Raw genomic sequence first — 16,879 nt, 5'->3', positions numbered from 1 at the left:
GCCGATTTCGGCAACAAATGACAGACTTCGCCCTTCAACGTATCTGGACGCGAGGTTGCGTGACAGATAAGAGGGGGGGCAAATGATGTCAACGGTTCTGCCCGTTACAGAATGGCCACAATCAGGTGTTTGGAAGTTTTTTCAGAGCCGGAAACCATGTCTGGAGCCGGCATTGTCCCCGAAAGGTTCAAAATGTTGCGCTATAATAAAATTGCGGCTGCGGTGATTGTGGCCACGCTCGGCCTTCAGTTCCCTGCTTTTGCACAGGAAGACAAGGTTGTTGCCAAGGTCGGTGATCTGGAAATCCACCAGTCCGAACTCGACCTCGCCATGGGCAATCTCGATCCGCAGCTCGCGCAGCTTCCCGATGAGCAGAAAAAGGTCGCAGCCCTTTCCGGCGCGATCGACGTCAAGCTTCTCGTGAAGAATGCCAGCGCCGAAGGTCTGGAAAAGACCGAAGATTTCAAGAAGCGCATGGAATTCATTCAGGACCGTGAGCTGCACAATGCCTATTTCCGCAAGCATGTGGTCGATGCCGTCACCAATGAAGAGGTGAAGGCGCGCTACGACAAGGAAGTCGCAGCCCTGCCGCAGGAAGAAGAAATCAAGGCCGCCCATATTCTGGTCGCGAGCGAAGACGAAGCCAAGGACGTCATCAAGCAGCTTGATTCGGGCAAGGATTTCGCAGCCCTCGCCAAGGAAAAGTCGACCGATTCCAACAAGGATGACGGCGGCGATCTCGGCTGGTTCGGCAAGGGCCGCATGGTGCCGGAATTCGAAGAGGCTGCTTTCGGCCTCGAAAAGGGCGCTTACACCAAGGCCCCGGTGAAGACCCAGTTCGGCTTCCACGTCATCAAGCTGGAAGACAAGCGCATCGCTCCGCCGCCGGCTTTCGAGCAGGTCGAGCCGCAGGTTCGTCAGCTTGTCATGCGTGACAAGTACGTTGCCCTCATCGAGAAGGCAAAGGCTGACCAGAAGATCGAAATCATGGATGAGACGCTGAAGAAGGGCTACGACGAAGCCACGAAGGAACAGCAGGCTCAGCCGCAGCAGTAATAACTACTCTTGTTACGGGGCGGCCTAGAGGCTGCCCCGTTTCATCTCAGGCATTCCATACTCCTCGTTTCCAGAATTTCAGGCGCTTCCCCATGTCCGTTGCCGTTTCCCCGCTCGCTCCGAACTCCTATCCCGATATGCCCGCGCTGCGTGGCGTTCGCATGGCGACGGCCGCGGCCGGCATCAAGTACAAGAACCGCACTGACGTTCTTCTGATGGTGTTCGACAAGCCGGCAAGTGTGGCCGGCGTCTTCACAAAATCGAAATGCCCGTCTGCCCCCGTCGATTTCTGCCGCGCCAATCTTGGCGGCGGCGTGGCGCGCGCCGTGGTGGTTAATTCCGGCAATGCCAACGCCTTTACCGGCGTCAAGGGCAAGGCTGCGACCGAGCTGACGGCGAAATCCGCCGCCGCGGCCGTCGGCTGCTCTGAACGTGAAGTGTTTCTCGCATCGACGGGCGTGATCGGCGAACCGCTCGATGCCTCGAAATTTGCCGGTGTTCTCGGCGACATGAATGTCAGGGCGGAAGCCGATTTCTGGCAGGAAGCTGCCAAGGCGATCATGACCACCGACACCTATCCCAAGGTCGCGACCCGCACAGCCGAAATCGGCGGCGTGATCGTGACGATCAATGGTATTTCCAAGGGGGCGGGCATGATTGCTCCCGATATGGCGACGATGCTCTCTTTTGTGGTGACGGATGCCGACATTGAGCCTGCCGCCTTGCAATCCCTGCTTTCCGCCGGTGTCGGCCCAACCTTCAATTCCGTGACGGTCGACAGCGACACGTCCACGTCGGACACGCTGATGCTGTTTGCCACGGGTGCGGCGGCTGAAGATGGCCAGGTGAAGATAACGAGCGCCGATGACGAGCGCCTGTCGTCCTTCCGCGCCGCGCTCAACGATCTTTTGAAGGATCTGGCGTTGCAGGTGGTGCGTGACGGTGAGGGTGCGCGCAAGATGGTGGAAGTCACCGTCACCGGTGCGGAAAACGATGCCGCCGCCAAGAAGATAGCCCTGTCCATTGCCAATTCCCCGCTGGTCAAGACTGCGGTTGCGGGCGAAGACGCCAATTGGGGCCGCGTCGTCATGGCCGTCGGCAAATCCGGCGAAATGGCGGATCGTGACCGTCTCGCCATCTGGTTCGGCGATGTGCGCGTGGCCGTCAATGGCGAGCGCGATCCGGCTTATTCGGAAGCCGAGACCACCGCCGTGATGCGGCTCGAAGACATTCCGGTAAAGGTGGATATCGGTCTCGGCCAGGGCACTGCCACCGTCTGGACCTGCGATCTGACCAAGGAATATGTTGCAATCAACGGCGACTACCGGAGCTGACCGTTGGAGCCGCAAAGAATGCAGGAAAACAAGCCCGTCAATCTGCCGCTGGTGCGTCGTCTGGAAGCTGTCAGCTTCCGGGCATGGCCGGCCTCGTCGGTGATTTATGACGGCAGCTGGCAAATCCGCCTGACGGGTTCGCATCCCTCCAAGCGCATCAACTGCGTGGTGCCGCTCGATCCGTCCGACTATGGAAACTGTGCCGTGCGGCTGGAGAAGGCACGCAAGCGTTTCGAAGATTTCGGCCGTCCGCTGGTGGTGCGTGAAACGACGCTGATGCCGCCGCAGCTCAAGGCCTTCCTTGTGGAGGATGGCTGGTCCGTGTTCGAAGAGGTCAAGGTCATGACGGCTGACCTCGCGGCCATGGAATTGCCGGAAACCCTCGTCAGCCTGCCAAGCCACGATATTGGCCGTTTTGTCGAAGCGAGCATCAAGGTCAGTGACGGTGATCCGGCCCAGCGGCCGGCAATCGCGGAAATCGTCAGTTCGATCAAGCCGACGCTCGGCCTCTTCATCAATGAAGAAGTCGAAGGCAGCGCGCTTGCGACGGTCATCTGTGTGCAGGATAACGATCTTGCCGGCATTCTCTCGCTCGATGTCGCCAAAACGCAGCGCCGGAAGGGCCTTGGCACACAGATTCTGGCGTCAGCGCTGCGCTGGGCGCGGATCAGTGGTGCCAAAAGCGCCTGGTTGCAGGTTGTTTCAACCAACGCCCCAGCGATCGCTCTCTATGAGAAGTTCGGTTTCACCGAGGCCTATACCTATCGTTATTGGCGCAAGGGTGCAGAAGAATGAGCGAAGCGGGCAAAAAAATCCTGCTGGTTGCCGCCTGCGCGCTTCTCGATCAGGACGGTCGCATTCTTCTGGCCCAGCGTCCGGAAGGCAAGTCGCTTGCCGGTCTCTGGGAGTTTCCGGGTGGTAAGGTGGAGCATGGTGAGACGCCGGAGGAAACCCTCGTCCGTGAACTGGATGAGGAACTCGGTGTGAAAACCAAGGTCGCCTGCCTTGCGCCGCTCACTTTCGCCAGCCACACCTACGAGACGTTTCACCTGCTGATGCCGCTTTACGTGTGCCGCCGTTATGAAGGCATTGCGCATGGGCGGGAAGGGCAGGCGATCAAATGGGTGAAGCCGCAGGCTCTGCGCGACTACCCCATGCCGCCGGCCGACGAGCCGCTCATCCCCTTCCTCCAGGATCTGCTTTAAGGCTCAGCCTGCGCGCCTTACATCGTAACAGCTTCGTGAAAAGCCTCTGTCTCCCCCGTTTTGCCGTGCCAAAACGGGGCTGCGTTAAGAGATCGTTCAGCACCCTCTGGCAGATTGTTAATCTAAAGAAGCGGTAAACTGCGCGAGACGAGGTTGGTCATGAACGAGGATTTCTGGAAGACGGTGGAAGGTCGTCACTCCTATTCCAACAAATCCCGTCGCACCGGCGTTCTCAATGTCGCGCTGCTTTTCGGGACGGCGGTGATTGCGCTTTCCCTGATCGTCACCCCTATGCTGGCAGGCAAGTCCTCGACCCGGGTGGCGCAGTTTCCTGATAATTACGACATGATAAGCACAGGCTCCATCAAGAAGACCGATGCCGGCAAGACCTATTCCATCCGTCGCAGCATAACACAGCCGATGCCGGAAATGCCCTGTGTCGTCACTGGCTATAGCAATGAAAGCGGTTGCTGATCGTTTACCATCATCGGTAACGAATCCCTCATGCGCTCGGCCTTAAGATAAATCCGATTTCAATATGTCATAATGCCGGCTGGCTGAGCGCACCGGATGGCGGATGGGGAATATCCTGTGCTGCATTTTTTGATCGGTTTCTATAAGGACGAACGTGGCGCGACCGCGGTCGAATATGGCTTAATTGTCGGACTGATTTCCGCCGCACTCATCGGTGGCGCAACCGCCATCAGCAGCAATATCAATACAGTGTTCCAGCTTATCGCCGACACTTTCGCCAACAGCTGAACCCGCCCCGGTAGCTCAGGACAGTTTTACCTCAGTTGTCTTCAGAGCGTCGGCAAGGCGCATCTTGGCGGAGCCAGGCTTCAGTGGTTTCTGCTGGCTCTCATGCGGTGCCCAGCCTGAAACATAGATGATGGAGAACGTGGCTCTTATCCGCCCGTCCGGATCGGAATAACGCTCGGCGTAAAGTTCCGCTGCCCGCAGGAAAAACCCCCGATTGAGCGGTTTTCTGCTGCGGCTTGCCAGCGGATTGGCCATGCCCATGGCGCGCAGGTCGCGCATCAGGGGGAAAATCGAGTCGTAACGCACCGTATAGGTTTCCGAATCGGTGACGGGGAGCGCAAAACCGGCGCGCTGCAAAAGCGCACCGACGTCGCGCACATCGGCAAAGGGAATGACGCGCGGGCTTGCACCGCCGGTCAGTTCCGCCTCGGCGGTCAGCAGCACGTCGCGCAATTCCTGCAAGGTGCCGCTGCCGGGAATGGCGCCGAGAAACAGCCCGTCCGGTTTCAATGCCCGCCTTATCTGGATCAACGCACCGGGCGTATCATTGGTAAGATGCAGGGCAAGCGGCGAAACGACGAGATTGGCAGAAGCCTCCTCAAGCGGCAGATGCTCCATGGAAGCGGCCTCGGGCCTATTTCCATCCGTCGTAAAACTGCTCTCGGTCTCGATGCGACGGATGGTATCCACCTTGCCGGTCTCGGCCACGCGCCGGGCGGTGACGCCCGTTCCGCCATGCAGTTCGATTGCGGTCTCGAACCGGCGCTCGACGATGGCAAGCCTGTCGGCAAGCTCCTCGGCTGCCATGTCGAGAAGAAACAGGGCCTTGTCGTCACGCCGGCTCCACGCCCGGTGGCGGTTTTGTTCAATCAGGGCCTGGTCAAAGAGAATATCCATCGTCTTGCCTGCTCGGCCTCCAGCGCCCTCATGATCGGCGGGCCGCGTCGTTGCTGTCATGCCGCTTCGGCATCGTTTTGCCGGTGTGAGACCGGACCACATCGCTCTCGCAAAGGCACCCGTTCGGCGGTAAAGTCAACCTCATGGGTGCTGGTGACGATCTGTTTTCGGAATTGCTGTCGAAGACTGCGGCCGTATCGGCGGCGGCACGCGGCACGTTGCGCTCGGCCTTCCACCTGGTCTACCCGCCGACCTGCGCAGGCTGCGCCCGCATGACCGGCGGCGAGGCCGCCCTGTGTTCGGATTGCTGGCGGGATGTCACCTTTATCGATCGCCCCTTCTGCGAAGTTCTGGGCATTCCCTTTGCACGCGATCACGGGGACGGCGTCGTCAGCGCGCAGGCCATTGCGGACCCGCCGCCTTTTGATCGCCTGCGTGCTGCTGCAAGCCATGAGGGAACCGCGCGCAAGCTCGTGCATCGGCTGAAATATCAGGATCGGACCGATCTTGCCCGGCTCATGGCGCTGTGGATGCTGAGGGCGAGCGACGGCACGGTGGATGCCTGCGATTGCATTGTGCCGGTGCCGCTGCATCGTCACCGTTTCTGGCGTCGCCGGTTCAACCAGTCCGCGGAACTCGCGCGGCATCTGGCCAAGGCTGCCGGCAAGCCTCTGCTTGTGGATACGCTGTTGCGGGTAAAGAAGACCGAGCGGCAGGTAGGCCTTTCGGCACTTGCCAGAAGAGACAATGTGCGTGGCGCTTTCGCCATAGCGCCCGGTCGGGAAATCGGAATTTCCGGCAGGCGTGTGGTGCTGGTGGACGATGTTTACACCACAGGTGCGACGGTTGGTGCGACAAGTCGCGCGCTGCGGAAAGCGGGTGCCGTGGATGTGACCGTTTTGACCTTTGCAATGGCCATTTCCGGGCCTATATGAAGCCTGAATACCATGAGGAAATAGTGCGCTTCGGCGCATGTTTGCGAGGCTTTGAAGAACATGGCACCGGTGACGATCTATACGCGGGATTTTTGTGGTTATTGCGCGCGCGCCAAGGCGCTACTGGACAGCAAGGGCGTCGACTACGCTGAATACAACGCCACGACGACGCCGGAATACCGGCAGGAAATGATCGAAAAATCCGGCGGCACGACCTTCCCGCAAATCTTCATCAATGGCGAACATGTCGGCGGTTGCGACGATCTGCATGCACTGGAGCGTGCCGGTAAACTCGACGAAATGCTGGCCGCCTGATTGGCGCAATTTTTGGCATGGAGGATGTGATGACTTTCAAGGCTGCCGCCATTCAGATGCGCTCCGGGGTCGATCCGGTAAGGAATGCCGCCGATATGGAGCGTCTGGTGCGCGCCGCTGCGGCTGAAGGTGCCGTCTATGTCCAGACGCCGGAAATGACCGGCGCCCTGCAGAAGGACAGGCAGGCGCTTCGCGCCCAGCTACGTGATGACGATGGCGATATTATCGTTGCGACCGCTGCGCGGCTGGCGCGCGAACTTGGCATTTATGTCCATGTCGGTTCGACGGCGATTGCCCGTCCGGATGGCAAGATCGCCAATCGCGGTTTTCTTTTCGCGCCGGATGGTTCGCGCATCTGCAGCTATGACAAGATCCACATGTTCGATGTCGATCTCGACAATGGCGAAAGCTGGCGTGAAAGCGCTGCCTATGAACCCGGCGTGGAGGCGCGCGTCGCCGAACTTCCGCTGGCGAAATTCGGCTTTGCAATCTGCTATGACGTCCGGTTTCCGCAGCTTTTCCGGGCGGAAGCGCTTGCCGGTGCCGAGGTTCTGACGGTTCCGGCCGCCTTCACCCGCCAGACGGGGGAAGCCCATTGGGAAATTCTGCTGCGCGCCCGCGCCATTGAAAACGGCGCTTTCGTCATCGCCGCCGCCCAGGCCGGGGTGCATGAGGACGGGCGAGAGACCTACGGCCATTCCATCATTATCGACCCCTGGGGCAGGGTGCTGGCAATTGCCGGCGGTGTCGGGGAAGAAATCATTTTCGCCGAGATCGACACGTCGCTCGTGGCTGCCGCGCGCGGAAAAATTCCCAATCTGCGCAATTCCCGCGAATTCGCGCTGGACACGGTTATTCCCCTTAAATCTGCCGGAGGTGAGGCGGCGTGATCCGTTATGCGCTGGCCTGTGAAAAAGGCCATGAGTTCGAAGGCTGGTTTTCCGGGAGTGACGATTTCGACAATCAGTTGCAGCGCGGCTTCCTGTCCTGTCCGGTCTGCAATTCCGTGCAGGTCTCCAAACTTTTAATGGCGCCTTCGGTCTCCACCGCCCGCAAGAAGGATGAACGCCAGACGCTCGCCATGGACACGGCGAAAAAAGAAGCGCTGGCAAAAATCCGCGAAGCCGTCGCCAATATTCGCGCGAATGCGGAAGATGTCGGCGATAAATTTCCCGAAGAGGCCCGCAAGATCCACTATGGCGAGGCCGACGAACGCGGCATCATCGGCCATGCCTCGGCTCAGGATGCCAAGGCATTGATTGACGAAGGCATCGAGATTGCGCCGCTGCCGGTGCTGCCCGACGATGTTAATTGAGTTTACCTTTTTAGAACCTTACCCACATACTCGGCGTCATCCTCGGGCCTGGCCCGAGTATCCATCCCGACAAGCGGCGATCGATGGTCGGTTCAAGCCCGACCATGACGGAGAGTTGGGTGCACTACCTTCACGACGGCCTTTTCGCCAGCATCATATAATTGACATCCATATCCGGCGAGAGATTCCAGCTGTCCTGCAGCACGTTGTAGAAGACGCCGGTGCGGTGGACGATATCCATGCCGCTCGCCACCAGCGGCCGTTCAAGCTCTTCCGGGCGAACCAGCTTTTCATATTGGTGTGTGCCGCGCGGCAACCAGCGCAGCACGTTTTCAGCGGCGAAGATCGCGAGCGCCCGGGCTTTGAGCGTGCGGTTGATGGTGGCGGCAAACATCAGCCCGCCGGGGCGCACCATTTTCGCGCAGGTGGTGACGAAGAGATCGACATTGGCCACATGCTCCACCACCTCCATATTGAGAACCACGTCGAAGGTTTCGCCTACCTCCAGCAACTGTTCGGCGGTTACGGCGCGGTAGTCGACGGTGACGCCGCTTTCGCGGGCATGGGTGGAGGCAATGCCGATATTCTTTTCTGAGGGATCGGCACCCACCACATCCGCGCCCATGCGTGCCACGGGTTCGGAAAGCAGGCCGCCGCCGCAGCCGATATCCAGCACGCGCAGGCCTTCCAGCGGGCGGTGCGCCTTCGGGTCACGGCCGAAATTGTCGCAGATGCGGTTGCGGATATATTCCAGCCGCACGGGATTGAATTTGTGCAGCGGGCGAAACTTGCCCGTCGGGCTCCACCATTCCGCAGCCATCGCGGAGAAGCGATCCACCTCGCTCTGGTCGACGGTCGTCTTTGCGGTTTCGCTCATGGTTCTGCTCCATATTGCTGTTGCATTGAAGTCGGATGATTGCCCCCCGAAGTCAAGACCGGCGGTCCATTCGGCGGTCAAATTGTCGGGTGCGTCATTGCCGCAGGTGGAACTGAAGCGGACCGTCATTTGTTTCATGCTGCGTTCATGGAGGAACGCGTATTTTCAGATCGTGGCAGTATGCGGAACGCATACTCGTCCATCGATAGCGATGGATGCCGACAAGGGCAAAGCGGGCCTTTGCTTGAGGAGAGAGAAGTGAAGAAAAAACTGTTTGGCGCAATCGCGCTGGTGGCCATGCTCGCCGCGCCGGCACTGGCCGAAGCCGCGACGCGCGGCTTTGCCACCGTGAATGTGAATATGCGCTCCGGCCCGAGCACGGCCTATCCGGCCGTCGTTGTCATCCCGGCTGGCGCGCCATTGACGGTGCATGGCTGCCTGTCCGATACGCCGTGGTGCGATGTCTCCTTCGTCAGTGGTCGCGGCTGGGTTGCCGGTCGCTATATCCAGACGACGTACCGGCAAAACCGGGTCTATGTCGAGCCGCGTTATTACCGTGATCTCGGCGTTCCGGTGATCACCTTCGAAGCCGGTCGTTACTGGGACCGTTATTACCGCGACCGCGATTTCTATCGCGAGCGTGACCGCTGGCGCCGCCCGCCGCCTTCCGGTGGCTATTGGAACGCTCCGCCGCCACGCGGCGACTGGGATCGCCCGCGTCCGCGTGACGAATGGCGGGATGGACGTCGCGATGAATGGCGCGATCCGCGTCAGGGCGGCGGACCAAATGACGGCCGCTGGGAGCGCCGTTACGGTGACTGGAACCAGGGCGATAGAAACCAGGGTGACAGAAATCAGGGCGACAGGCCCCGTCGTGAGGAAAACCGTCCTCGCTTCGAGGAAGAGAACCGGGATCGCAATCGCGATCGCCAGCCAAATCAGGACGAAGGCCAGCGTCGTCCGGAACGCCGCCAGTGGGATGATCCACGCCGCGCGCCCGCCTCGGAAAACTTCCAGGGTGGATGCCGGATCGGCGACCCGGGCTGCGACCCGCGCTAAACAGACAAAGCCCGGCGAGATTTCGTCGGGCTTTTCATTTGCTGCTCTTGATTATTGATAGAGTGCGTTTACTTCGCAGTGGCAGCCTTGCGTGCACGGGCCTTGGGTTTCGCCGGGGCTTCCACATCCGGTGCGGCTTCAGCGGAAACGGCCTTGGGAGCTGCCTTCTTGCGCTGCGCGGGCTTTGTCGCTTCCGATGTCTTCAGAAGTGAAAATTCGTGTTTTGCCTGTGCCCAGTGGTCCGCATCGCGGCCATGCGGGTGGCCTTCCTTTTCCCAAAGAGTATAGGCCCGTTTGCTGATCCATTCGTTTTCCGAAACCTGCATGCTCGTCTCCCGTTGCTGTTTACAGCGCCTTTGAGAAGGCGACATTACGCTTGGTCCGGCACACGCTCGACAGGAATCAATGCCGGCATTTCCAGGACCCATTACATGCCATGATTTTCCGGGCGTCAAGCAAACATGCTGCATTGCGAAAGCGGATTTCAGGCATTTTACGCCGGTGAAAGCGGTTTGAGCGAAAGACGTTCCCAAACGATAACATCAACGTTGCGTGATCGCGCCAACCCCGCCAAGATAGGCGGATGAATGGCAGCGGAGGAGGCGAGCTTGGAACTTGCAACGGCAGCGGAGGCGCAGGTCATCGTCGAGAGGCAGGGAGGGGCTGGTATCATCCGTCTCAACCGCCCGAAAGCCATCAACAGCCTGACATTACCGATGGTCCGCCTCCTGTTTCAGGCGCTTGCCCGTTTTGAGGATGACCTCGACGTTTCCTGCGTGGTGCTGACGGGAGAGGGCGAAAGAGGCCTTTGCGCCGGTGGAGATGTGCGGATCATTCATGATCTCGGCAAGGCGGGCGATCCTCAGGTGCTTGATTTCTGGCGGGAAGAGTTTCCGCTGAATTATCGCATAGCCCGCTTCTCCAAGCCCTATGTGGCGCTGATGGACGGCATCGTCATGGGTGGCGGCGTCGGCATTTCCGCCCATGGCAGCCACCGCATCGTCACGGAGCGGACAAAGCTCGCCATGCCGGAGACGGGTATCGGTTACTTTCCTGACGTCGGAGGCTCCTGGCTTCTGCCGAAAGCGCCGGGCGAATGCGGCACATGGCTGGGATTGACCGGTAATGCCGTCGCTGGCGCCGATGCGATCTATGCCGGTTTTGCCGACTATCTCGTTCCTTCGGACGGTCTCGAAGCCTTGGTGGGGGATTTGTCGCGGGCGACGGATATCGAAGGTCTCGAAGCGGCGATCACGGCCTATGCCGTCGATGCGGGTAAAGGCGTCCTGGCTGTAAACCGTGATATCATCGACGCGACATTCCGTTTCGACACCGTGGAGGAGATTTTCGCAGCACTTTCGGCGCGCGACGATCCGTTTTCGCGCGAGACCCTGGAAGCCCTTCAAAAACGCTCACCCACCAGTCTGAAACTGACCCTGAAATTGCTGCGCCTCGGCCGGGAAAGCGCGAGCCTCATCGAATGCCTGGAGCGCGAATTTGCCGCCGGCACGGAAATATTGCGGGGCCATGATTTTTATGAGGGCGTGCGTGCTGCACTGGTCGACAAGGATCGCAATCCCCACTGGCGACCGTTGCTGCTGGAAGAAGTGCGCGAAGAAGACCTGTCGCCGTATTTTGCCGCACATTCCGGCAATCTGTTTCCCGATCATCGCCTTTAGATCAGGATGGGTTCGTATCGGGCTTGCTGCTTCAAAACTGGCGAATCTCCCCTCATTCCTGTGCTTGTCACAGAAATGAGGGCTGCGCTCGATATGAATATATGTTTCGGGCGCCATGAATTTCATGTTTCTCCTCGAGATTTTTGGGAATGGTGGCGCAAAAGAAATCCGGCTTCTCGCCCTATATGAAATCATCACCTTTTGAACTTCTGTTGTTTGGGTGAAATTTCCAATCCCTGCCCCCCTAACGCACGGCTGTTTCTCGCGGGCGTTGCCGCCGGCCGCTATGTTGGCGACCATTCGATTTTCCGGGGGTATTCATGAAACGTCTTCTCATTATCGGCACTGCCATTGCCGCTCTTTTTGCAGGTGCGGCGCAGGCGCAGTCTCCGACCACCATTCTCAATGCCTCCTACGATGTTGCCCGTGAGGTTTTTGCCGCCGAGAACGAGGCTTTCATCAAGTTGCATCCTGGCATCACTGTCGACCAGTCGCATGCCGGCACCTCCAAGCAGGCGCGTGCCATCGTTGAGGGACTGGAAGCCGACGTCGTTACCTTCAACCAGGTGACCGATGTGGATTTTCTGGTGAAGCAGGGTTTCGTTTCCGCCGACTGGCAGAAGGATTTCCCGAACGATGCCTCGCCGTTCTATTCCTTCCCGTCCTTCCTCGTGCGCGCCGGCAACCCCAAGCACATCAAGGACTGGGACGATCTTGCCCGTGACGATGTGAAGGTGGTTTTCCCCAATCCGAAGACCTCGGGTAATGCCCGTTACACCTATCTTGCCGCCACGGCCTACGCCAAGGAGAAGTTCAACGGCGACGAGAAGAAGGTTCAGGAATTCGTTAAGAAAATCTTCGACAACACCCCGGTTTTCGATACCGGAGGCCGCGCTGCCACCACCACTTTCGTTGAGCGTGAGATCGGCGACGTGCTGATCACTTTTGAGGCCGAGACCCGCGGCATTGCCAAGCAATATGGCGCCGACAAGGTTGAAGGCGTCGTGCCCTCCGTCAGCCTGCTCGCCGAATTTCCTGTGGCCGTGGTGGACAAGGTGGTCGACAAGCGCGGTTCGCGCGATCTGGCGAAAAGCTACCTCGATTTCCTCTATACCGAAGAGGGCCAGCGCATCGCTGCCGAATTCGGCCATCGCGTCCACAATGAAAAGGTCGTCGGCGAGTTCAAGGACAAGTTCCCGGCTATCCGTCTCGTCAACGTCAATGATGCCTTCGGCGGCTGGAATAAAATCCAGAAAGAGCATTTTGCGTCCGGCGCGACGCTTGATACGCTCTACGGCAGCCGTTAATCACGACGATATACAACAGGTAAAAGACCCGGCGGGAAACTGCCGGGTCGCTTTATGATGAATGGGGGCGGGGTTTGAAGCGGAATGTTCTGCCGGGGCTTAAATTATCCCTCGGCGTTACCCTCACTTACGTCGCCATCATCGTGCTTCTGCCGCTTTCAGCGCTGGTGTTCAAGGCGGCAAGCCTCGGGCCTGCCGAATATTGGTCCATCATCTCTTCGCCGCGCGCCGTCGCAAGTTATCGCGTCACCGTGCTCTGCGCGCTGGCCGCCACGCTGTTCAACGTCATTTTCGGACTGGCGCTCGCCTGGGTACTGACGCGCTACCGTTTCCCCGGCTGGCGCATAGTCGATGCCATTGTCGATCTGCCTTTTGCGCTTCCCACCGCCGTTGCCGGTATCGCGCTGACGACGCTGTTTGCGGGCAATGGCTGGTTCGGCTCGCTGCTTGCCCCGCTCGGCATCAAGGTGGCCTATACGCCGCTCGGCATCATGGTGGCGATGGCCTTTACCAGCCTGCCCTTCATCGTGCGTACCGTTCAACCGGTGCTGGAGGATCTCGATCCGGCGCTGGAAGAGGCGGCGCAATCGCTCGGCGGTTCCGATCTCGAGATCTTCCGCAAGGTCATCCTGCCGCTTCTGACGCCGGCGCTGCTGGCCGGTCTTTCGCTCTCCTTCGCACGCAGCCTCGGCGAGTTTGGGGCAATCATCTTTATTGCCGGCAACCAGCCGTTCTCGACGGAAATCACCGCACTGCTGATCTTCATCCGGCTTGAGGAATATGATTATCAGGCCGCCGCCGCCATTGCCTCGGTGCTGCTCATCGCGGCCTTCGTGATGCTGGCGGTGACCAACGCCCTGCAGGCACGCGCGCTTCGTTATACGGTGAGGAGCTGAGACATGAGCGCCTTTTCTTCCCGCCGCAAGCCGCCACGCGTTGGTGACGCACCCTGGGTTCGCCGCAGCCTGATTGCTTTCGTGCTCGTCATCGGCGCGTTTCTGGTGGTCGCTCCTCTCACCATCATCGGTGTCGAGGCATTTTCGCAAGGCTGGAAGGTTTACTCAGCCACGATCACCCACCCCGATACCCGCCACGCCATCATGTTGACGGTGCTGACAGCGCTGATCGTCGTGCCGATCAACACCGCCTTCGGCGTCGCGGCCGCATGGGCGATCACCAAGTTCGATTTCCCCGGCCGGCGCTTCCTGCTGGTGCTGATCGAGATACCCTTCTCCATCTCGCCCATTGTCGCGGGTGTCGCCTATCTCTTCGTTTACGGGTTGCAGGGGCTTTTCGGGCCGTTCCTCGACGCGCACAACATTAAGATACTCTTTGCGCTTCCCGGCATCGTCATTGCGTCGATGTTCGTCACAGCACCCTTCGTGGCGCGCGAGCTGATCCCGCTGATGCAGGCGCAGGGGCGTGATCTGGAGGAGGCGGCGACGTCGCTTGGCGCATCCGGCTGGCGCACTTTCTTTTCGGTGACGTTGCCGAATATCAAATGGGCGCTGCTTTACGGTGTCGTGCTGTGCAACGCCCGCGTGATGGGTGAATTCGGCGCGGTATCGGTCGTGTCAGGCAATATTCGCGGCCAGACCAATACGCTGCCGCTGCATATCGAGCTGCTTTATCACGATTATCAGACGGCGGGCGCCTTTGCGTCGGCCTCCATCCTCGCTCTGCTCGCCGTCATCACCATCATCGCCAAGGTGGCGCTGGAAGGGCGTGGCGCCGGGCGCGGGGCCAAGAAGACCAACGGCGATGCCGCCATCGCCACGGAGACCTGATTCCCATGAAAATCCGCCTCGAAAATGTGGTGAAGACCTTCGACACCTTCCGCGCGGTACGCGATGTCTCGCTGGATATCGAAAGCGGCGAGCTTCTGGCGCTGCTCGGGCCTTCCGGTTCCGGCAAGACGACGATTTTGCGCATGGTCGCCGGTCTGGAATATAGCGATGGCGGCCGTATCTTTTTCGGGGATGAGGATGCCACCAATATTCCGGTGCGCGACCGCGGCGTCGGTTTCGTGTTCCAGCATTACGCGCTTTTCCCGCACATGACGCTCAACGAAAACATCGCTTTCGGTATGAAGGTCTCGAAGGTGAAGCGCGACAAGGCGGCGATCGATGCGCGGGTCAGGGAACTGTTGAACCTGGTCAAGCTCGACGGTCTGGGCGACCGTTTCCCGGCGCAGATTTCCGGTGGGCAGCGGCAGCGCGTAGCGCTGGCGCGCGCGCTTTCGGTCGATCCCAAAGTGCTTCTGCTTGATGAGCCTTTCGGTGCGCTGGACGCCAATGTGCGCCGCGATCTGCGCCGCTGGCTGCGTGAAATTCACGGTGCGCTGGGCATCACCACGATTTTCGTGACACATGATCAGGAAGAGGCGCTCGATCTCGCCGACCGTGTTGTCATCCTCAATCAGGGTGAGATCGTTCAACAGGGCACGCCGAAGGAAGTCTGCCGCCAGCCGAACAGCGCTTTCGTCATGCGCTTTCTCGGCGACGCCAACCGTGTGTCCGGCGTGGCGCGCGGCGGCAAGGTCTATGTCGGTGACAACGAGTTGCCTTTTTCCTACGGTCAGGCGGATGGTGCCGTCGAGATCTACGCCCGTCCCTCCGATCTGGAGTGGGAGGATCTGCACGAGGGCATTCCGGCCTCCGTGGCACGGGTTCTCGACCGGGCGGGTGAGCGGCGGGTGATCGCCAGCACCGATGGCGGCGATCTTCTCGAATTCGACGTGCCGCCGGAAAATGATGTCGCGGCAGGTGACCGCGGTTCCGTCATCATCCGCCGGGCGAAGATTTTCCCGGCGGCGTAACTCGCCTCGCCGGTCTCAGATCAGAAGCTCGAAAGAGGCCTCGGCCACAAGCCTGCCATTGACCAGGAGATCAACCTTGTGGACACCCGCATAGTGCTTGCGGGTGGTGAAATCGCGCATGGCGCGGCTTATCGACAGCCCACATGTTTCGCCCGGCTGAAGTTCGATCTCCTTCCATTTGAAGACTTTCGCCGAGGCGTCACCGCTCTTCTTCACGTAATGGACGGCATAATCGATCACCAGCTTCTGCGGGCCTTTCGCTGTCGAGGTGAAAGCGGCTGAAATCCGCACCGGATTACCGAGAGCAACCTTGTCAGGCGAAACCTCAAACGTTTCCAGCGCGATCTGCGCTGCTTCATGCGCGCCGAGATGGGCGAGTGCGGCGGCGTCACCCTTCTTGATCAGCGTGCGCAGGGCCTGCCGCACGATCCAGCGCGTATGCGGGTTCTCCTTAGGCCATGAGTCGATGAGCGTCAGCACGAAAGCGGGATTGTCCTTGGTGATGTCGTTCAGATGATTGGCGACGGATTTGCGCACGTAAAGCGCATCATCGGCTTTCATGGCATCGAGGATTGCCGTGACCGGGGAGGGATCATCGATGAGGGGTTTGAGCTGGAACGACCAGGGCAGGCGTGGCCGGCAGCCCTCGCTCGCCAGTCGCCGTACATGCTCGTTGTCGTGGCGCGACCAGGTTTCCATCACCGCAAGGGTGCGGGCGATATCCTTTTGCAGAAAATGGCGGATGGCGAATTCCGACGAGCCGAAACGGGTGAAAAATTGCAACGCCTGCATGGAAAGATCGAAATCGTTGAGCCCATAGAGCGCAACATATTCCGGCAGCGAGATGGACGCGAAACCGTTGCCGATGCCGGGGGCTGCGGCGGTCAGAATGTCGATATTGCGGGCGTAGTCACCGGGAAGCGTGGCGTGCAGGCTCGTCGCCACCTGCCGCATGCGCTGCATGATGCCCAGAGCCTCGAGATTTTCCGTGGCGAGCGACATGAAGGCGGAGACATCGAAAGGCGCATGAACGGCTTTGGTCTGATCGGCTATATGCTGCAGTTTTTCACGGTTGAAGATTTCCTTCAGCGCCGGTGCCGCTGTCTCGCTCATGTCTGCCCTCGAAAGTTCACTTTTTGTTCTTTTAAGGGAAGAAGAGGTTTGAGGCAAGCAGGGGGAGGGCATTGGCAAGGAGAAGACGGGCAAATTTTCCCCATCCTCAGACGTAGGAGGAGGGATTCGTACTTTCCTCCGTCATGCCGGACTCGATCCGGCATCCAGACACGGCGCGTCTGCGCCGTGAAACGACTTTTTCCCGAT

At 59.6% G+C, this 16,879-nt stretch carries 20 protein-coding genes; 16 read left to right on the top strand and 4 right to left on the bottom strand.

Features of this window, described 5'->3' with window-relative positions; translation table 11 throughout:
* Window positions 1-192: 192 nt before the first annotated feature.
* The 6 genes from JZY08_RS18155 to JZY08_RS18130 all read left to right on the top strand — a co-directional run bounded on the left by JZY08_RS18155 (window position 193) and on the right by JZY08_RS18130 (window position 4,357).
* A complete protein-coding gene (locus JZY08_RS18155; RefSeq protein WP_216332990.1) occupies window positions 193-1,056 on the top strand; it encodes a peptidylprolyl isomerase in 864 nt (287 codons plus the stop codon).
* 92 nt (window positions 1,057-1,148) lie between these two features.
* A complete protein-coding gene (gene argJ, locus JZY08_RS18150) occupies window positions 1,149-2,390 on the top strand; it encodes a bifunctional glutamate N-acetyltransferase/amino-acid acetyltransferase ArgJ (protein WP_216332988.1) in 1,242 nt (413 codons plus the stop codon).
* An 18-nt stretch (window positions 2,391-2,408) separates the two neighbouring features.
* Window positions 2,409-3,185 carry an N-acetyltransferase gene (locus JZY08_RS18145; RefSeq protein ID WP_216332987.1) on the top strand — a complete coding sequence of 259 codons (777 nt, stop codon included), beginning with the start codon at window positions 2,409-2,411 and terminating at the stop codon, window positions 3,183-3,185.
* Window positions 3,182-3,595: an 8-oxo-dGTP diphosphatase MutT gene (gene mutT / locus JZY08_RS18140; RefSeq protein WP_003500233.1), complete on the top strand. Its 414-nt coding sequence runs from the start codon at window positions 3,182-3,184 to the stop codon at window positions 3,593-3,595. The genes JZY08_RS18145 and mutT overlap by 4 nt, the downstream gene beginning before the upstream one ends.
* Window positions 3,596-3,754: 159 nt before the next feature.
* Complete coding sequence (locus JZY08_RS18135; RefSeq protein WP_003500236.1) at window positions 3,755-4,069, top strand: hypothetical protein; 315 nt, start codon at window positions 3,755-3,757, stop codon at window positions 4,067-4,069.
* Window positions 4,070-4,165: 96 nt separating this feature from the next.
* Window positions 4,166-4,357: a Flp family type IVb pilin gene (locus tag JZY08_RS18130; RefSeq protein ID WP_003500238.1), complete on the top strand. Its 192-nt coding sequence runs from the start codon at window positions 4,166-4,168 to the stop codon at window positions 4,355-4,357.
* A gap of 15 nt (window positions 4,358-4,372) precedes the next feature.
* Here the strand turns inward: JZY08_RS18130 and JZY08_RS18125 are convergent, their stop codons facing one another.
* Entirely contained in the window at window positions 4,373-5,254 is an 882-nt protein-coding gene (locus JZY08_RS18125) for a methyltransferase domain-containing protein (protein WP_216333445.1), read from the bottom strand.
* Between the two features lie 143 nt (window positions 5,255-5,397).
* On the opposite strand from JZY08_RS18125, the gene JZY08_RS18120 reads away from it, so the two are divergent.
* Genes JZY08_RS18120 through JZY08_RS18105 form a run of 4 tightly spaced genes read left to right on the top strand, consistent with a single transcriptional unit; the run spans window position 5,398 to window position 7,819 of the window.
* A complete protein-coding gene (locus JZY08_RS18120) occupies window positions 5,398-6,189 on the top strand; it encodes a ComF family protein (RefSeq protein ID WP_216332985.1) in 792 nt (263 codons plus the stop codon).
* A gap of 60 nt (window positions 6,190-6,249) precedes the next feature.
* On the top strand, window positions 6,250-6,504 hold the full coding sequence (gene grxC / locus JZY08_RS18115; protein WP_035243594.1) for a glutaredoxin 3: 255 nt from the start codon (window positions 6,250-6,252) through the stop codon (window positions 6,502-6,504).
* Between the two features lie 29 nt (window positions 6,505-6,533).
* Complete coding sequence (locus JZY08_RS18110) at window positions 6,534-7,394, top strand: carbon-nitrogen hydrolase family protein (protein WP_216332982.1); 861 nt, start codon at window positions 6,534-6,536, stop codon at window positions 7,392-7,394.
* On the top strand, window positions 7,391-7,819 hold the full coding sequence (locus JZY08_RS18105) for a DUF1178 family protein (RefSeq protein ID WP_137039049.1): 429 nt from the start codon (window positions 7,391-7,393) through the stop codon (window positions 7,817-7,819). Before JZY08_RS18110 ends, JZY08_RS18105 begins: the two co-directional genes overlap by 4 nt.
* 130 nt (window positions 7,820-7,949) lie before the next feature.
* Here the strand turns inward: JZY08_RS18105 and ubiG are convergent, their stop codons facing one another.
* On the bottom strand, window positions 7,950-8,696 hold the full coding sequence (gene ubiG / locus JZY08_RS18100; protein WP_216332980.1) for a bifunctional 2-polyprenyl-6-hydroxyphenol methylase/3-demethylubiquinol 3-O-methyltransferase UbiG: 747 nt from the start codon (window positions 8,694-8,696) through the stop codon (window positions 7,950-7,952).
* 258 nt (window positions 8,697-8,954) lie between these two features.
* On the opposite strand from ubiG, the gene JZY08_RS18095 reads away from it, so the two are divergent.
* Window positions 8,955-9,755 carry an SH3 domain-containing protein gene (locus JZY08_RS18095; RefSeq protein WP_216332979.1) on the top strand — a complete coding sequence of 267 codons (801 nt, stop codon included), beginning with the start codon at window positions 8,955-8,957 and terminating at the stop codon, window positions 9,753-9,755.
* A gap of 68 nt (window positions 9,756-9,823) precedes the next feature.
* Here the strand turns inward: JZY08_RS18095 and JZY08_RS18090 are convergent, their stop codons facing one another.
* Window positions 9,824-10,081: a DUF2934 domain-containing protein gene (locus JZY08_RS18090; protein WP_216332978.1), complete on the bottom strand. Its 258-nt coding sequence runs from the start codon at window positions 10,079-10,081 to the stop codon at window positions 9,824-9,826.
* Between the two features lie 282 nt (window positions 10,082-10,363).
* Here JZY08_RS18090 and JZY08_RS18085 point away from each other — a divergent pair, with 282 nt between their 5' ends.
* From JZY08_RS18085 to JZY08_RS18065, 5 genes are all read left to right on the top strand, one after another.
* Complete coding sequence (locus JZY08_RS18085) at window positions 10,364-11,434, top strand: enoyl-CoA hydratase/isomerase family protein (protein WP_216332977.1); 1,071 nt, start codon at window positions 10,364-10,366, stop codon at window positions 11,432-11,434.
* Between the two features lie 320 nt (window positions 11,435-11,754).
* Window positions 11,755-12,741 carry a thiosulfate ABC transporter substrate-binding protein CysP gene (gene cysP, locus JZY08_RS18080; RefSeq protein WP_216332976.1) on the top strand — a complete coding sequence of 329 codons (987 nt, stop codon included), beginning with the start codon at window positions 11,755-11,757 and terminating at the stop codon, window positions 12,739-12,741.
* Window positions 12,742-12,815: 74 nt separating this feature from the next.
* On the top strand, window positions 12,816-13,637 hold the full coding sequence (gene cysT, locus JZY08_RS18075) for a sulfate ABC transporter permease subunit CysT (RefSeq protein WP_216332975.1): 822 nt from the start codon (window positions 12,816-12,818) through the stop codon (window positions 13,635-13,637).
* Between the two features lie 3 nt (window positions 13,638-13,640).
* Complete coding sequence (gene cysW / locus JZY08_RS18070; protein ID WP_216332974.1) at window positions 13,641-14,528, top strand: sulfate ABC transporter permease subunit CysW; 888 nt, start codon at window positions 13,641-13,643, stop codon at window positions 14,526-14,528.
* 5 nt (window positions 14,529-14,533) lie between these two features.
* Window positions 14,534-15,559, top strand: a complete 1,026-nt coding sequence (locus JZY08_RS18065; protein WP_216332972.1) for a sulfate/molybdate ABC transporter ATP-binding protein — start codon at window positions 14,534-14,536, stop codon at window positions 15,557-15,559.
* A 15-nt stretch (window positions 15,560-15,574) separates the two neighbouring features.
* On the opposite strand, the gene JZY08_RS18060 is transcribed toward JZY08_RS18065, so the two are convergent.
* On the bottom strand, window positions 15,575-16,672 hold the full coding sequence (locus JZY08_RS18060) for a DNA alkylation repair protein (protein WP_216332970.1): 1,098 nt from the start codon (window positions 16,670-16,672) through the stop codon (window positions 15,575-15,577).
* Window positions 16,673-16,879: the final 207 nt, after the last annotated feature.

The organism is Rhizobium sp. X9 (assembly GCF_018873185.1).
GTDB lineage: Bacteria > Pseudomonadota > Alphaproteobacteria > Rhizobiales > Rhizobiaceae > Agrobacterium > Agrobacterium oryzihabitans.
The sequence above is the reverse complement of the archived record's forward strand: the minus strand, read 5'-3'. Positions and strand labels throughout refer to the sequence as shown.

Excerpts from the sequence above, each read along its gene's own strand:
- JZY08_RS18125 (WP_216333445.1), bottom strand. The coding sequence starts at position 5,254 with ATGGATATTCTCTTTGACCAGGCCCTGATTGAACAAAACCGCCACCGG.
- JZY08_RS18145 (WP_216332987.1), top strand. The coding sequence starts at position 2,409 with ATGCAGGAAAACAAGCCCGTCAATCTGCCGCTGGTGCGTCGTCTGGAA.
- JZY08_RS18090 (WP_216332978.1), bottom strand. The coding sequence starts at position 10,081 with ATGCAGGTTTCGGAAAACGAATGGATCAGCAAACGGGCCTATACTCTT.
- cysP (WP_216332976.1), top strand. The coding sequence starts at position 11,755 with ATGAAACGTCTTCTCATTATCGGCACTGCCATTGCCGCTCTTTTTGCA.
- cysW (WP_216332974.1), top strand. The coding sequence starts at position 13,641 with ATGAGCGCCTTTTCTTCCCGCCGCAAGCCGCCACGCGTTGGTGACGCA.
- argJ (WP_216332988.1), top strand. The coding sequence starts at position 1,149 with ATGTCCGTTGCCGTTTCCCCGCTCGCTCCGAACTCCTATCCCGATATG.
- ubiG (WP_216332980.1), bottom strand. The coding sequence starts at position 8,696 with ATGAGCGAAACCGCAAAGACGACCGTCGACCAGAGCGAGGTGGATCGC.
- JZY08_RS18120 (WP_216332985.1), top strand. The coding sequence starts at position 5,398 with ATGGGTGCTGGTGACGATCTGTTTTCGGAATTGCTGTCGAAGACTGCG.
- JZY08_RS18110 (WP_216332982.1), top strand. The coding sequence starts at position 6,534 with ATGACTTTCAAGGCTGCCGCCATTCAGATGCGCTCCGGGGTCGATCCG.
- grxC (WP_035243594.1), top strand. The coding sequence starts at position 6,250 with ATGGCACCGGTGACGATCTATACGCGGGATTTTTGTGGTTATTGCGCG.
- JZY08_RS18130 (WP_003500238.1), top strand. The coding sequence starts at position 4,166 with ATGGCGGATGGGGAATATCCTGTGCTGCATTTTTTGATCGGTTTCTAT.
- mutT (WP_003500233.1), top strand. The coding sequence starts at position 3,182 with ATGAGCGAAGCGGGCAAAAAAATCCTGCTGGTTGCCGCCTGCGCGCTT.
- JZY08_RS18060 (WP_216332970.1), bottom strand. The coding sequence starts at position 16,672 with ATGAGCGAGACAGCGGCACCGGCGCTGAAGGAAATCTTCAACCGTGAA.
- JZY08_RS18155 (WP_216332990.1), top strand. The coding sequence starts at position 193 with ATGTTGCGCTATAATAAAATTGCGGCTGCGGTGATTGTGGCCACGCTC.
- JZY08_RS18065 (WP_216332972.1), top strand. The coding sequence starts at position 14,534 with ATGAAAATCCGCCTCGAAAATGTGGTGAAGACCTTCGACACCTTCCGC.
- JZY08_RS18135 (WP_003500236.1), top strand. The coding sequence starts at position 3,755 with ATGAACGAGGATTTCTGGAAGACGGTGGAAGGTCGTCACTCCTATTCC.